This is a genomic window from Paeniglutamicibacter quisquiliarum (assembly GCF_019084045.1).
GTDB classification, from domain to species: Bacteria; Actinomycetota; Actinomycetes; order Actinomycetales; family Micrococcaceae; genus Paeniglutamicibacter; species Paeniglutamicibacter quisquiliarum.
In genome coordinates, this window is record NZ_JAHRED010000004.1 from 308,436 (window position 1) to 322,939 (window position 14,504).

General features: G+C 64.5%; 12 protein-coding genes. 5 read left to right on the forward strand and 7 right to left on the reverse strand.

Annotated elements, in window-relative coordinates; translation table 11 throughout:
• The first annotated feature begins 83 nt into the window (after positions 1–83).
• The 3 genes from KRR55_RS10235 (at position 84) to disA (ending at position 3,852) form a co-directional block, all read left to right on the forward strand.
• A complete protein-coding gene (locus KRR55_RS10235; protein ID WP_217388974.1) occupies positions 84–1,211 on the forward strand; it encodes an FUSC family protein in 1,128 nt (375 codons plus the stop codon).
• A 55-nt stretch (positions 1,212–1,266) separates the two neighbouring features.
• Positions 1,267–2,655: a DNA repair protein RadA gene (gene radA, locus KRR55_RS10240; RefSeq protein WP_217388975.1), complete on the forward strand. Its 1,389-nt coding sequence runs from the start codon at positions 1,267–1,269 to the stop codon at positions 2,653–2,655.
• A 120-nt stretch (positions 2,656–2,775) separates the two neighbouring features.
• Complete coding sequence (gene disA / locus KRR55_RS10245) at positions 2,776–3,852, forward strand: DNA integrity scanning diadenylate cyclase DisA (RefSeq protein WP_217388976.1); 1,077 nt, start codon at positions 2,776–2,778, stop codon at positions 3,850–3,852.
• A 31-nt stretch (positions 3,853–3,883) separates the two neighbouring features.
• Here disA and KRR55_RS10250 read toward each other — a convergent pair whose 3' ends face one another.
• Positions 3,884–4,501 carry a hypothetical protein gene (locus KRR55_RS10250; RefSeq protein WP_217388977.1) on the reverse strand — a complete coding sequence of 206 codons (618 nt, stop codon included), beginning with the start codon at positions 4,499–4,501 and terminating at the stop codon, positions 3,884–3,886.
• Positions 4,502–4,604: 103 nt separating this feature from the next.
• On the opposite strand from KRR55_RS10250, the gene KRR55_RS10255 reads away from it, so the two are divergent.
• Positions 4,605–5,600, forward strand: a complete 996-nt coding sequence (locus tag KRR55_RS10255; protein ID WP_217388978.1) for an HhH-GPD family protein — start codon at positions 4,605–4,607, stop codon at positions 5,598–5,600.
• Positions 5,601–5,627: 27 nt separating this feature from the next.
• On the opposite strand, the gene KRR55_RS10260 is transcribed toward KRR55_RS10255, so the two are convergent.
• The 5 genes from KRR55_RS10260 to lysS all read right to left on the reverse strand — a co-directional run bounded on the left by KRR55_RS10260 (position 5,628) and on the right by lysS (position 11,146).
• Positions 5,628–6,134: an amino-acid N-acetyltransferase gene (locus tag KRR55_RS10260; RefSeq protein ID WP_217388979.1), complete on the reverse strand. Its 507-nt coding sequence runs from the start codon at positions 6,132–6,134 to the stop codon at positions 5,628–5,630.
• A 130-nt stretch (positions 6,135–6,264) separates the two neighbouring features.
• Positions 6,265–8,778 carry an ATP-dependent Clp protease ATP-binding subunit gene (locus KRR55_RS10265; RefSeq protein ID WP_217388980.1) on the reverse strand — a complete coding sequence of 838 codons (2,514 nt, stop codon included), beginning with the start codon at positions 8,776–8,778 and terminating at the stop codon, positions 6,265–6,267.
• A 228-nt stretch (positions 8,779–9,006) separates the two neighbouring features.
• Complete coding sequence (locus tag KRR55_RS10270; protein ID WP_217388981.1) at positions 9,007–9,327, reverse strand: histone-like nucleoid-structuring protein Lsr2; 321 nt, start codon at positions 9,325–9,327, stop codon at positions 9,007–9,009.
• Positions 9,328–9,447: 120 nt separating this feature from the next.
• Positions 9,448–9,624, reverse strand: a complete 177-nt coding sequence (locus KRR55_RS10275; protein ID WP_217388982.1) for a hypothetical protein — start codon at positions 9,622–9,624, stop codon at positions 9,448–9,450.
• Between the two features lies 1 nt (position 9,625).
• Positions 9,626–11,146 (reverse strand): lysine--tRNA ligase, encoded by a 1,521-nt coding sequence (lysS, locus tag KRR55_RS10280; protein ID WP_336245089.1) that lies wholly within the window; start codon positions 11,144–11,146, stop codon positions 9,626–9,628.
• Between the two features lie 97 nt (positions 11,147–11,243).
• On the opposite strand from lysS, the gene KRR55_RS10285 reads away from it, so the two are divergent.
• The gene (locus tag KRR55_RS10285) at positions 11,244–12,119 is read left to right on the forward strand and encodes an alpha/beta fold hydrolase (RefSeq protein WP_217388984.1); all 876 of its coding nucleotides are present in this window, start codon (positions 11,244–11,246) and stop codon (positions 12,117–12,119) included.
• A 66-nt stretch (positions 12,120–12,185) separates the two neighbouring features.
• Here KRR55_RS10285 and KRR55_RS10290 read toward each other — a convergent pair whose 3' ends face one another.
• Positions 12,186–14,189 carry a M13 family metallopeptidase gene (locus KRR55_RS10290; protein WP_217388985.1) on the reverse strand — a complete coding sequence of 668 codons (2,004 nt, stop codon included), beginning with the start codon at positions 14,187–14,189 and terminating at the stop codon, positions 12,186–12,188.
• Between the last annotated feature and the right edge of the window lie 315 nt (positions 14,190–14,504).

Consider the following 14,504-nt stretch of genomic DNA (forward strand, 5'->3'; position numbering starts at 1 on the left):
GAACAAGGCCGCCACGGCCCCGTGTTTCGCATCACTTTTCACACTTGTGAGCGGTGGGCCCGGGCCATGACAGACTGTTGTCCATGGGTATCGGATCATCGGCGGGGAGCGCGTGGACGTTCGTCATGCGCCGCAACCGGGTTGGCGTGCGCCGGGTGGGAACCTCGTTCCCCAAGATCATCCAGATGACCGTCTCCGCGGTGCTTGCCTACTGGATTGCCGAGCAACTTCTGGGGCACGTCGACCCGATCTTTGCCGCGACCAGCGGGCTGCTGGTGCTGGGATTCGGCGCGGCGACCACGGTCCGCCGCTCCCTGGAGGTCGCCATTGGCTGCACCTTGGGCGTGGCGGTTGGCGATTTGCTGTTGACGCTGCTCGGAAGCGGCCTGTGGCAGGCGGCCCTGGTACTTTTCCTGTCGCTGGTGATCGCCAGGTTCCTGGATTCCGGCCCCATCTTCTCCACACAGCTGGGCCTGCAGTCGGTGCTGGTGGTGCTCCTGCCCATCGGTGCAGCGGGTCCGTTCAGCCGCTCCATTGACGCGGTGATCGGGTCCCTGTGCGGCCTGCTGATCATGATGGTCTTTCCCCGCGACCCGCGCCGCACCCCCATAGCCGAACTGGGCAAGTTGTTGGGCGAGCTCGCAGGCATCCTGCACGAATGCGGGCGCGCCGTGAGCACCTCGGACACCACCCTGGCCTTCCACGCGCTGGTCCGCGCCCGGGGGACCCAGCAGCTCATGGATTCCCTGCCCGCCGCCCTGAACATGGCCCGCGAGGTGGCCACCCTGGCCCCGGCGCACCGCCGGCACCGCCCGGATCTTGAGCGGCTGGCGGTCGCGGCGGAAAAGACCGACCTGGCGGTGCGCAACTCCCGGGTACTGGCCCGAAGGCTGACCACCGTGATCACCCACGGCGCCCTGACCGACCACGGGGTCGAGTCCGTGGCAAGCCTGCTGACGGAGCTCGCGGAGGCGGTCAACGCCCTGGGTTACGCGGTGCTCGAGACCAGGGAGTCCGGATACCGAAAGGCCGTGGGGCGCGCCCGGCGCGAGCTTGCCGAATGCGCGTCCCGGCTGGATCCCACGGCCCTCCAGGTCAGCGGCCTGCAGGGCGAGGGAATGGTGCTGCTCTTGCGCCCGCTGGTCGTTGACCTGCTCGAGGCCACCGGCACCAGCCACGAGGAAGCCGTGGCCCTGCTGCCGCGCCTGTAGCGTAACGCGCCGCCGCGTGCCCAAAGCGTGGGTGCCGGGCGCTAGCATCAAAGGCATGGCCAAGAGCACCCGCACCAAATCCACCCCCGCCTACCGCTGCGCGGAATGCGGGTGGAGCACCGTCAAATGGGTGGGTCGCTGCGGCGAATGCCAGGCCTGGGGCACCGTGGAGGAAATGGGCGCCGTCTCGGCGAAGACCACCGCCGCCACCAGCATCGCCGTCCCCGCCCAGCCCATCGGCGAGGTCGACGCGACGGCCGCGTCCTACCGCACCAGCGGCGTGGACGAACTTGACCGGGTGCTCGGAGGCGGGCTGGTGCCCGGTGCCGTCATCCTGTTGGCCGGGGAGCCCGGGGTCGGCAAGTCCACGCTGTTGCTCGATGTCGCGGCCCGCGCCGCCCGCACCGACCGCAAGGTCCTGTACATCACGGGCGAGGAATCGGCCGCCCAGGTCAAGGTTCGCGCCGAACGCATCGACGCCATGGCGGACACGCTCTATCTCACCGCCGAAACGGACCTGGGCATCGCGCTGGGCCAGGTGGAAAAGATCGACCCGGAACTGCTGATCATCGACTCGGTGCAGACGCTGGCCTCCGCCGAGGTCGATGGAACCGCCGGCGGCATCTCGCAGGTCCGCGAGGTCGCGGCCTCCCTGATCAACGCCGCCAAGCGCCGGAACATGACCACCATCCTGGTCGGGCACGTCACCAAGGACGGCTCGATCGCCGGGCCCCGGCTGCTCGAGCACCTGGTGGATGTGGTCTGCCAGTTCGACGGCGAGCGCCACTCACGCCTGCGCCTGCTGCGCGCCCTGAAAAACCGGTACGGGCCCACCGACGAGGTCGGCTGCTTCGACCTGACCGAGGGCGGCATCGAGGGCCTGGCCGACCCCTCGGGGCTCTTTGTCACCCGCACCAAGGACCCCGTGCCCGGCACCTGCATCACCGTGACCCTCGAGGGGCGCCGGCCGCTGGTGGCCGAGGTGCAGACCCTGCTCTCGCGTGCCGCCAGCGCCATCCCCCGCCGGGCAACCAGCGGCCTGGATGCCGCGCGCACCCAGATGATCCTGGCGGTGCTCCAGTCCCGGGCCCGGATGGAACTTGGCGGGCTGGACTCCTACGTGGCCACCGTGGGCGGGGTCAAGCTCAGCGAGCCGGCCACCGACCTGGCCACCGCCCTGGCCCTCGCCTCCTCCATGCACAACCACCCGCTGCCTCCGCAGTTCGTTGCCTTCGGCGAGGTCGGCCTGGCCGGCGAGGTGCGCCCCGTGCCGGAGATCGGCCGGAGGATCATCGAGGCCGAGCGGCTCGGCTTCCGCTACGCCATGGTGCCCGCGTCCCCGCATCCGCCCAAGAACATTCCCGACTCGATCCGCGTCTTCACCGTCTCCTCCGTGCACGAGGCGCTTGACATCGCCTTTGAGCAACGCGTCAAAACCGGGTAATCCCTGTTCTTTCGGTAACAAAGGGGTACCGAAGTCGCTCCCCCAAGCGGCTTTCCGGCGGTGGCGGGCCTTCCTTGGCCATACCATAGGTAGTAGTCACCCCTTGGAAGGAACTCGCCCATGTCGAAAAGCCCCGAAGATGCGCTGCGCGCCACGCTGGCCCGCGTTGCACCCGGAACGGAGCTGCGCGACGGCCTGGAACGCATCCTGCGCGGCCGCACCGGCGCGCTGATCGTGCTGGGGCACGACAGGGTGGTCGACTCGATCTGCTCCGGCGGCTTCGACATCAACATCGCCTTCTCCCCCACGCGCCTGCGCGAGCTGGCCAAGATGGACGGGGCGATCGTCTGCGACAGGGACGGCTCCAACATCCTGCGCGCCGGCGTGCAGCTGGTCCCCGACCACTCGATCCCCACCCAGGAGTCGGGCACCCGCCACCGCACCGCCGAACGCGTGGCCATCCAGACCGGCTTCCCGGTCGTCTCGGTCTCGCAGTCGATGCACATCATCGCCCTGTACGTTCAGGGCATCCGCTACCTGCTTGAGGGCTCCGAGCCCGTGTTGGCCCGCGGAAACCAGGCCCTTGCCACGCTGGAGCGCTACCGCTCCCGCCTGGACCAGGTCACCAGCGCGCTGTCCGCGGCGGAAATCGAGGCCGTCGTGACGGTCCGCGACGTCGCGGCCGTGCTGCAGCGCCAGGAAATGGTCAGGCGCATCTCCGAGGAGATCGCCCAGTACGTGCTCGAGCTGGGGGCCGACGGACGCCTGCTCGCGCTGCAGCTCGACGAGCTCTCGGCGGGCCTGGGTCCCGGCGCGGACCTGCTGCTCAAGGACTACTCGACGCTGGGCGGGGAGGAACTGGACATCGAGGCCGCACTGCGGAAGCTGCAGACCCTGGATTCCACCGACCTGATCGACCTGGGCAAGTTCGCCGCCATCCTGGGCATCAGCCCGGGCATCGATTCCCTCGAGGCCGTCGTCGCACCCAAGGGCCACCGGCTGCTGGCCGGCATCAAGTCAGTGCCGCGGGCCGTGGCCGACCGGCTGGTCAACAACTTCGGCGGCCTGCAGCGGCTGATGGCCGCCAATATCGAGGACCTGATGGCGGTGGACGGGATCGGCGAGCAGCGGGCCCGCACGGTGCGCGAGGGCCTGTCCCGCGTCGCCGAATCCTCCCTGCTCGACCGCTTCCTCTAGAAGCCGTCCGTGCGCCGCCTGGCCGACGGGGCTACCGCAGCTCGAACCGCGCGGTCTCGCTGCTCACGTCCCCCAGCTTCGCGGTGAAACCGTAGGTTCCCGGACGCGGCTTGGCCGCCACGAACTTGCACCCCGGCGCACTGCGCACCCGGGTCCAGGTGAAGCGGGCGGTCTCGCTGGCGCCCGGCTTGACCATGATCTCGGTGTCGGTGGGATCGTCCACGCAGTCCGAGGTGGAGAAGATCCGGTCCGCGCCGCTGGTGACGGAGAAGTCCTGCTGGCTGGTGCCCACGTTGACCATGCATTCGGTCGTCCCGGCGTTCTTGATCGTCATCACCAGCACCGGGTCCTCCGCCGGTCCGTGCGTCGCCTGGGCGGTGGACGCCGTGACGACCACATCCTCCGCCGGGCACCCCGAGGGCTCGGTGGGTTCCGGGGACGGGACGGCGGATGCCGGCGGGGACCCGGCGCCCGGCTGGCTTGCCGCCGGGCCCGCGGCGGGGACGGAGGGACGCAGCAGGGACGCGATTCCGAATCCCGCCCACGTCAAAAGCCCGACCACGACAAGCGTGGCGATGAGCACCGCGAGGCGGCGACGCCGATAAACCCGTGCGGAGGGACGGGAGGAACGGACCTGCTTTTGTGCCATACCTCAAGGCTACGAAGCCATTGCTTCCGCGGTCGACTCCCACGCCGCCAGCTAGAGTGATATCGCCAGCATTTACCCCGAAACACAAAGGATCGCCCCCGCCGTGCCCCACCCCGACCTGGAGAAGATCCACCACGAGATCACCGCGTGGTATTCCGCGAACGCACGCGAGCTGCAGTGGCGCGGCCCGACGGCCGACCCCTGGGCGGTGATGGTCTCCGAATTCATGCTGCAGCAGACCCCGGTGGTGCGCGTGCGCCCGGTCTGGGAGGCCTGGATGGAGCGCTGGCCCACCCCCGCGGCGCTGGCCGCCGAGCCGGTCGCCGAGGCGGTGCGGGCCTGGGGGCGCCTGGGCTACCCGCGCCGCGCCCTGCGGCTGCATGCGGCAGCGGTGGTCATCACGCAGGAGCACGGCGGGAAGGTCCCGGGGACGGAGGCGGAACTGCTCGCGCTGCCGGGCATCGGCACCTACACCGCCGCGGCCATCGCCTGCTTCGCCTTCAACGTCCCCACCGTGGTGGTGGACACCAACATCCGCCGCGTCCACGCCCGTCTGGTCAGCGGCAAGGCGCTGCCCGAACAAAGCCAGAACGCCGCGGAACTGGCGCTGGCGGCGCGGCTGCTGCCCGCCGCAGACCAGGGCGATGCCGCGGGCACCGCCCTGGCCAACAACTGGAACATCGCGGTGATGGAGCTCGGGGCGCTGGTGTGCACGGCGCGTTCGCCGCGCTGCGAGGACTGCCCGGTCATCAGCCAGTGCGCCTGGATCGCCGCCGGGCGGCCCGAGCCGCACTACAAGCCCAAGGGCCAGCCGTGGCACGGCACCGACAGGCAATTGCGCGGGGCCATGATGGCGGTGCTGCGGCATTCCACCGCCCCGGTCCGGCGCGGCGACCTGCTCGGAGCCGTCGACCTGGCCGCTGTTGCGGGGGAAGGCCGGCCGCTGAACCCGGCCCGGGAGGCCGGCGACGAGCACCGCGCCTGGGTCGGCCTGCACGCGCTTGACGCGCCCGCCGAACAACGCGAACGCGTGCTGGCCTCGCTCTTGGCCGACGGGCTGGCACAGGACACTCCCGAGGGCGTCGGCCTGCCGCACTAGCGAACGGCACCCGCGGTGCCGCGCGGGCTAGAGGTGCGTGATCATCCGGGTGTTGCCCAGCGTATTGGGCTTGACCCGCGCGAGGTCCAGGAATTCGGCCACGCCTTCATCGGTGGAACGCAGGAGCTCGGAGTAGACCTCCGGGTCGACGGCGCTTTGCTCGGCCATCACCGTGAACCCGTTGCGCAGGAAGAAATCGACCTCAAAGGTCAGGCAGAAGACCCGGGCGACGCCCAGCTCGCGCGCCTCGTGGAGCAGCTTCGCCAGCAGCCCGTGCCCCACGCCGCGGCCGCGCCAGGCCGAGTCCGTGGCAAGGGTGCGGACCTCCGCGATGTCTTCCCACATGACGTGCAGTCCGCCGCAGCCGATGACATTGCCGTCGGCGTCCTCGGCGACGAAGAACTCCTGCAGGTTCTCGTAGTAGGCGACAGCTTCCTTTTCCAGCAGCACGCGGTCCTCTGCCAGCGGCCTGACAAGGTCACGGATGCTTTTCACATCGCTGGTCTTCGCACGCCTGACGGTAAAGGATTCCATTCTTGTATCCTATGCCCGGCCACGGCACCGTCCGCGAATTGTGTAGCCGGCCCGGGGGCTCCGGCGCAGGAAACGCCAGGGGCCGGCATCCTTGTGGATGCCGGCCCCTGGCGTTGTTTTCCTGGTGCTTCTAGCCTTCGATGGCGACCGGTGCGGGCTCGCCCTCGATCTGCGGGGTTCCGCCTTCGCCGTGGAAGGTGAACGTCGCCTCGTCGCCTTCGCCTTCGACGTCGACCTTGATGTGCTGGCCGGCAACCAACTCGCCGAAGAGGATCTTCTCCGAAAGCTGGTCCTCGATGTCGCGCTGCATGGTGCGGCGCAGCGGTCGGGCGCCCATCGCCGGGTCGTAGCCGCGGGTGGCCAGCAGGACGCGGGCGGCCTGGGACAGCTCGATGGTCATGTTCCGGTCGACCAGGCGCTTCTTCAGGCGGCCGAGGAACAGGTCCACGATCTCCACGATCTCGTCCTGGGTCAGCTGCGGGAAGACCACAACGTCGTCAACACGGTTCAGGAACTCGGGGCGGAAGTGCTGGCGCAGCTCTTCCTGGACCTTTGCCTGCATCCGGTTGTAGCCGGTCTTGGTGTCCGCGGACGACTGGAAACCGGTCATCACGCCCTTGGAGATGTCGCGGGTGCCAAGGTTCGTGGTCATGATGATCACGGTGTTCTTGAAGTCCACCACGCGGCCCTGGGAGTCGGTCAGGCGGCCGTCTTCCAGGATCTGCAGCAACGAGTTGAACAGGTCCGCGTGGGCCTTCTCGACCTCGTCGAAGAGCACGACGGAGAACGGGCGGCGGCGGACCTTCTCGGTGAGCTGTCCGCCCTCCTCGTAGCCGACGTAGCCCGGAGGGGCACCGAAGAGACGGGAGACCGTGTGCTTCTCCGAGTACTCGGACATGTCCAGGGTGATCAGTGCGTCTTCCTCGCCGAAGAGGAACTCCGCGAGAGCCTTGGCCAGCTCGGTCTTGCCGACGCCGGTTGGGCCGGCGAAGATGAACGAGCCGCCGGGGCGGTTCGGGTCCTTCAACCCGGCACGGGTGCGGCGGATGGCCTGGGAGATCGCCTTGATTGCCTCGTCCTGGCCGATGACCCGCTTGTGCAGCTCATCTTCCATGTTCAGCAGTCGCGTGGACTCTTCCTCGGTCAGCTTGACCACCGGGATGCCGGTGGAGTTGGCCAGGACCTCGGCGATCAGGTCGGCATCGACCTCGGCGATCTCGTCGAGCTCGCCGTTCTTCCAGGCCTTTTCCTTCTCGGCACGAGCTTCCTGGAGCTTGCCTTCCTTGTCGCGCAGCGACGCTGCACCCTCGAAGTCCTGTGCATCGATGGCGGCTTCCTTCTCCAGGCGAACCGTGGAGATTTCCTCGTCCATCAGCTTGAGCGCCGGAGGGGCGGTCATGCGGCGGATGCGCAGGCGGGCGCCGGCCTCGTCGATCAGGTCGATGGCCTTGTCAGGCAGGAAGCGGTCGGAGATGTAGCGGTGCGCCAGCTCGGCGGCGGCCACCAGGGCGCCGTCGGTGATGGAGACGCGGTGGTGCGCCTCGTAGCGGTCGCGCAACCCACGCAGGATCTGCGTGGTGTGCTCCACGGAGGGTTCCTTGACCTGGATCGGCTGGAAGCGGCGTTCGAGGGCCGCGTCCTTCTCGATGTGCTTGCGGTACTCGTCAAGCGTCGTTGCGCCGATGGTCTGGAGTTCGCCGCGGGCCAGCATCGGCTTGAGGATGGAGGCCGCATCGATGGCGCCCTCGGCCGCTCCGGCACCGACAAGGGTGTGGATCTCGTCGATGAAGAGGATGATGTCGCCGCGCGTGCGGATTTCCTTGAGGACCTTCTTCAGGCGTTCCTCGAAGTCACCGCGGTAGCGCGAACCTGCAACCAGGGAACCGAGGTCAAGGGTGTAGAGCTGCTTGTCCTTGATGGTTTCCGGGACGTCTCCACGCACGATCGCCTGGGCCAGACCCTCCACGACGGCGGTCTTGCCGACACCCGGTTCGCCAATGAGCACGGGGTTGTTCTTGGTGCGGCGCGAGAGGACCTGCATGACGCGTTCCATCTCGAATTCGCGGCCAATGACCGGGTCGAGCTTTCCTTCGCGGGCAGCGGTCGTAAGGTTGCGGCCAAACTGGTCGAGCACTGCCGAACCGGCCGGCGTGCCTTCACTCTGTCCAGCGGAGCTGACACCGGCACCCGCGGTTTCCTTGCCGCCCTGGTAACCGGAGAGCAGCTGGATGACCTGCTGGCGCACGCGGGACAGGTCCGCGCCGAGCTTCACCAGGACCTGGGCGGCGACGCCCTCGCCCTCGCGGATCAGGCCGAGCAGGATGTGCTCGGTGCCGATGTAGTTGTGGCCCAGCTGCAGTGCTTCGCGCAGCGAGAGTTCCAGAACCTTCTTGGCGCGCGGCGTGAAGGGGATGTGACCGGAAGGGGCCTGCTGGCCCTGTCCGATAATCTCTTGGACCTGCTCACGCACGGCACCAAGGGAGATGTTCAGCGACTCAAGGGCCTTGGCCGCTACTCCCTCGCCTTCATGAATGAGGCCGAGCAATACGTGCTCGGTTCCGATGTAGTTGTGGTTGAGCATGCGCGCCTCTTCTTGGGCAAGCACGACAACGCGACGGGCACGGTCGGTAAATCTCTCAAACATGCGGCACACTCCTAGCTAACACGTATTTCGATGCTACGCATCAAATTAGGGCTCGTGTTGGATGTTCGCCCAAGGGATAACATTGTTCACCCTCGGCGTTCTTCTTCGCATTAAACAACGGCAGGGGATCGGCTCCATTCAATGGAGCCGATCCCCTGCCGTTTATTCCTTATCCCCACAGCGGCCGGGAGCCCGCGGGCTCACCGGGAGTATCAGGCGTCGAAAGTTCTACTTGGACTTGGAACGCGACTTTTTCGCCTGCGCAGCGTGGTAGGCGGCAATGACATCGGCCTGCAAGCGACCGCGGGCGTTGACCTTGACGTTGTTCTCCTTGGCCCAGGCGCGGATGGCCGGGGCTTCCTTCGGAGTGAACTGCTTCGAGGTGCGTGCAACCTTGATGTACGGCTTGAAAGCCTCTCGGAACGCCTCTGCATTTTCCTCGTTGAGGTCAATTTCATAATGCTGTCCGCCGATGCCGAATACGATAGATTCGCTTGCCTCGGAACCGTCGATATCATCAATCAATGCAATTTGGACCTGACGTGCCATTAGCTTCTCCTTGCCGTGGTGGGAATTCACATGAACACATTAACGGTTTGTGCCCTTGCGTGTACCCATATCATAATCACAACTACGGATCATCCAGCAAGTGGGAATTCAGATATTAGGCTAATTATCAGCTTTCGGGCTTTTGTTGTCCTTACGCTGCTCGGCTAATTTAATTTGCTCGTCCACTTTGGCTTCCGCAGCACGTTCACTGCGATCCACATTGGATACCGCGCGAATGACAAACCAAAAGACCAGCGCAACAACAATTGTCGGAACAAGGGCCTCGATATATGGCACGTTATGCCTCCGGCTTGAGCAGTGGGAAGAGGATGGTTTCTCGAATACCGGTGTCGGAAAAGAGCATGACCAGACGATCAATGCCTAAACCAATGCCGCCCATTGGCGGGGCACCGTATTCCAGCGCGCGCAGGAAATCTTCGTCCAACTGCATGGCCTCGTCATCGCCGTCGGCGGCCATGCGGGACTGCGCAGTCAGGCGCTCGCGCTGGATCACAGGATCAATCAGTTCGGAGAATGCGGTTCCGCGCTCCATCCCGCCAATGACCAGGTCCCAAGCCTCGATAATGCCCGGCTTGCTGCGGTGCGGACGCGCAAGCGGCTGGGCAGCTGGCGGATAATCGTAGACAAAGGTGGGGTTGATGAGAGTCGGTTCAACGATTTCGCCAAACAATTCAATGACTAGCTTTTCGGCTTGCCATTTTGGATCGACTTTAATGCCGTGCTTTTCAGCAACTTCACGGAGAATTTCAACATCGGTGTCTGGAGTAATTTCCTGGCCCACAGCTTCGGAAAGCCCGGGGTAGACGCCCAGCCAGGCCCATTCACCATCCAGGTCGATCGTGCCCTTTGACGTTTCGATTTGCCGTCCGGCGCCGATTGCGTCGGCGGCGTTGAGGATGATCTCCTTGATGCGATCGGCCATGACGAATTGGTCCGCATATGCCTCGTAGGATTCCAGGGTCGTGAACTCCGGGGAGTGCGTGGAATCGACGCCTTCATTGCGGAAGATCCGTCCCAATTCAAAGACGCGGTCGATGCCGCCGACGACTGCCCGCTTGAGGAACAGTTCGGTGGCAATACGCAGCGTCATTGGCTGGTCAAAGGCATTCAAATGCGTTTCAAAGGGGCGGGCAGAGGCGCCGCCATGGACCAGCTGCAGCATCGGGGTCTCAACCTCGACGTAATCGCGCGCGTGAAGGGTATCGCGCACTGCGCGGGTGATCGCCGCCCGCTTGTAGACCATTTCCCGAGCCTCATCACGCACGATCAGGTCAGCGTAGCGCTGGCGTACGCGGGTTTCCTCGTTCAGTTCAGCGTGCAGCACCGGAAGCGGGCGCAGCGCCTTGGAAGCCATCTGCCAATCGCTTGCCATGACCGAAAGTTCACCACGGCGCGAAGCAATGACTTCGCCGGTGATTAGGACGTGGTCTCCGAGGTCGACTAGGGACTTCCAGTCGGCCAGTCGTTCCTCTCCCACGTTGGCGAGAGAGAGCATGGCCTGGAGCCGGGTTCCGGTGCCTTCGGGGCCGCCTTCCTGCAAGGTGGCGAAGCACAGCTTGCCGGTATTCCGCATGAAGACGATACGTCCCACGATGCCAACCTGAATGCCTGTGGCTGTGTCAGGAGCCAGGTCCGGGAATTGCTCGCGGATCGCTTGCAGCGAGTGAGTCCGCGCGACACCCACTGGGTAGGCTTCTTCTCCACGGGCCAACAAGGCGGCACGCTTGTCCATGCGCACCTGGCGCTGGTCGTTGGTCTCGGGGGCGTTGGCTACTGGGGCAGTTTTTTCGGCAGTCACAATATCCAATTCTAGTCTGAATAATCTTCGCGCGGGCTGAGAGGTGTGGAGCAACACCCCAAGGTCTTTTTCGAACCCGGAATAGGATGGAGTGATTATGGAAGAAAGCATTCTGCAAACACCTGACGGTGGATCACTGGCCCTGTATTCATATGGCAACCCGCACGCGCCTGGGCACCGCCGAATCTTGGTTGTGGGAGGAGCCTTCCTGACCGCGTTGATTTATCGGCCGTTCGCTTCGGCCCTCAGCAGTCGGTTGGGCGATGACTGGACGGTGGACCTCTACGATCGCCGGGGGCGGGGCAATTCCACTGATCAACCTGCCGACTACTCCATGGACACGGAGATCGCAGATGTGGCCCTGATGCTGGAGCACACCGGCGCGCAAAACCTTTTTGGCCATTCCCTGGGTGGCGCGGTCGTTCTCAACGCCGTCCGGAGCTTCCTGGATTCCGGCGACCCACATTGCACCGGCCGGGTACCGCAGCGTCTGGCTGTATACGATCCAGCCATTAACCTCGATAGCTCGATCGACACGGAGTGGCTGAAGGCGTTTTCAGAGGATGTGGAAGCGGGAAGGAGCAGCCGCGCATTGGCGCGCATGCAACGAGGCATGAAGTTCTCCCCGACGCTCAGCAAGGTCCCCTTGCCAATGCTTGCGGCCTTGCTGGCCGGAACCTCACGGACCAAGACCGGCAAGCTGGCGCGCACCATGCTGCCCAGCGGGGTGGGCGAGCTTCGGGCGGCCCTTGAGGAACCACAGCCCGCGAGCAGCTTTGCGGTTCTTCCACCCAATACGCATTTCATGGCCGGCTCCAAAAGCGCGGAGTATTTCCGTTCGACGGCTCGCAAACTGCATGAGGTGGTGCCAGGATCCACATACCTCGAAACGCCCAAGGGAATCCACGGGTCGGTTCCGGTCGCTTTCAAGGCGTTGCTCGACGATATCGGCGACTATTTCACACGGCCATAACCCCAGTGGCATGGCGCTTTTGCCGGCCCTGTCCCTCGCAGGCGGGGCCGGCAAAAGCCGTCGTAATCACCAGATCTTGACGCGGTCTTCGGGCTCCAGCCACATGCCGTCACCGGGCTTGGTCCCAAAGGCTTCATGGAAGGCATCCATGTTCTTGGGTACCTGGTTGCAGCGGAATTCGCCGGGTGAGTGCGGGTCCGTGGTAATGCGGGTGACCATGGTCTCCGGACGGGTCAGTGTGCGCCAGCATTCGGCCCAGGAGTAGAAGAACCGCTGGTCACCATTCAGCCCGTCGATCACTTCATCGACTTCCATGCCTCGGGCCGCCAGATCCAGCTTGTAGGCGGTGTAGGCAATGCCCAGGCCGCCTAGGTCGCCAATGTTCTCGCCGAGTGTAAGTTTTCCATTGACGTGGTGATCCGGCGCCTCCGGGGGCACCAAGGCTTCATACTGGTCAACGAGCTTGCCGGTGAGCTTTTCAAAAGCAGTCCGGTCCTCGTCGGTCCACCAGTTCTTCAGCTCGCCGGTGCCGTCAAACTGGGATCCTTGGTCATCGAAGCCGTGCCCGATCTCGTGCCCAATCACGGCACCGATGGCACCGTAATTGGACGCGGCATCCCGGTCTGCATCGAAGAAGGGTGGGCGCAGGATTGCGGCAGGGAACGCAATCTCGTTCAGCAGCGGGTGGTAGTAGGCGTTGACCGTTTGGGGGAACATGAACCACAGTTCCCGGTCCACACCATCGTCAATCTTTTTCAATTCCCGCAGGAATTCAAATTCGTTTGATGCGGCGATATTGGAAATGACGTTGTCGGCCACGGTGGAAATGGTGGAATAGTCGATCCACTCGTTCGGGTAGCCGATCTTGGGCCGGAACATGGACAGCTTTTCCAGCGCCTTTTCCTTGGTATCCGGGCTCATCCATTCCAGCTCGCCGATGGACTGTCGGTATGCGTCGATGAGATTGGCGACCAGTGCGTCCATCTCGTCCTTGCTGCGCTGGGGGAAATGCTCGGCAACATACAGCTGGCCGATGTCCTCGCCCACTGCACCCTCCGTAAACGCCACGCCACGCTTCCAGCGCTCGCGTAGCTCCTGGACCCCGGAAAGCTTTGCGGAATAGAAGGAGAAGTTTTCGTTGACCAGCGCGCTGGACAGGTACGGTGCGTAAGAGCGGATCAGCTGAACTGCCAACCAGTGCTGCCAAGACGCCAGCGGCTCGCTATTCAGCACCTGCTCGAGTCCCTCGAGGTAGCTTGGCTGCCAGACGTCGACCTCGGCGAAGTACTTATCCTCAATGCCGGCTCCGGCAAGCCATCCAGCGAGGGAAGGAATGTGTTCGAGAAGCGTTGATGCGGTCATGAGGTTGTAGCGGGCCTGGGCGTCCCGGCACTTAACCCGGTCCCAGTGATGGGATGCCAGGGCGCTTTCCAAAGCGATGACGTCGTGCGCTGCAGCCTCGGTGTCGGCCAGTTCGCCAAGCGCAAGCAAACGACCGAGGTGCTCCTCGTACTCGCCAAGGAGTTCGGCGAACTGCTCTTCACGGTAGTAGGACTCGTCCGGAAGCCCAAGTCCGGCTTGGATGAAAGTTAGCAGGTTCCGTTCAGGTGCTCCAGCGTCCGAACTGGCACCGGCTTGAATGAATCCGGAAACGCCACGGCGGTAGAGCGAACCGCTGAGGCTGATGAGTTCGGCAATGGTCGTGGTGGCATAGATGGATGCCAGGTCAGCGCGGATCGGATCGACTCCGCTGGCCTCGATTCGTTCCTCATCCATGAAACTCTCATAGAGGTTTGCGATTCGTTCCTTGCGTGCATCAGCGATGCCGGAGGCACCCCGCCGGTGCTCTTGGGCGGCCTCGATAATGGACCGCACCGCTGCCTCGGAATCATCGCGCAACGCCATGAAAGAACCGTAGCTGCCTTGGTCTGCTGGTATATGGGCGGTCGAGAGCCATGCACCGTTGGCGTGCCGATACAGGTCGTCCTGCGGCCTGACATTGTTATCACGGTGGTTGGCGCTTGCCGTCGGCTTCGCGGTGTTGGTTGCAACTGACGAATCGGTGCTCATATTTGTCCTATCCATTCATCCGCGCGGACGCCATGTCCGCTTCTATCTTTGCGGGCCGGCTCGCGTCGACACCGCGGGAAGCGCAGGCATACGCGTCGTGTTCCACGTCTCAACGATTCACTGTACGCGTGTGAAGTAAAAATTTGAGGCTATTCTCGTCGGTTACTCCAGCGGTGAAACGCAGTTGGCAGGGGAGCGCGACTTTCGCGCCTCGGCACCATAATCACGACACGGCCGATTACCCCAAGCATTCAGGAGATGCACAACGTTATCCACAGACTGTGGATAGCGGCAATGTTTCCACAGTCTGTGGAA

Coding starts and splice junctions, on each gene's coding strand:
- KRR55_RS10235 (WP_217388974.1), top strand. CDS start 84: ATGGGTATCGGATCATCGGCGGGGAGCGCGTGGACGTTCGTCATGCGC.
- radA (WP_217388975.1), top strand. CDS start 1,267: ATGGCCAAGAGCACCCGCACCAAATCCACCCCCGCCTACCGCTGCGCG.
- disA (WP_217388976.1), top strand. CDS start 2,776: ATGTCGAAAAGCCCCGAAGATGCGCTGCGCGCCACGCTGGCCCGCGTT.
- KRR55_RS10250 (WP_217388977.1), bottom strand. CDS start 4,501: ATGGCACAAAAGCAGGTCCGTTCCTCCCGTCCCTCCGCACGGGTTTAT.
- KRR55_RS10260 (WP_217388979.1), bottom strand. CDS start 6,134: ATGGAATCCTTTACCGTCAGGCGTGCGAAGACCAGCGATGTGAAAAGC.
- KRR55_RS10265 (WP_217388980.1), bottom strand. CDS start 8,778: ATGTTTGAGAGATTTACCGACCGTGCCCGTCGCGTTGTCGTGCTTGCC.
- KRR55_RS10270 (WP_217388981.1), bottom strand. CDS start 9,327: ATGGCACGTCAGGTCCAAATTGCATTGATTGATGATATCGACGGTTCC.
- KRR55_RS10285 (WP_217388984.1), top strand. CDS start 11,244: ATGGAAGAAAGCATTCTGCAAACACCTGACGGTGGATCACTGGCCCTG.
- KRR55_RS10290 (WP_217388985.1), bottom strand. CDS start 14,189: ATGAGCACCGATTCGTCAGTTGCAACCAACACCGCGAAGCCGACGGCA.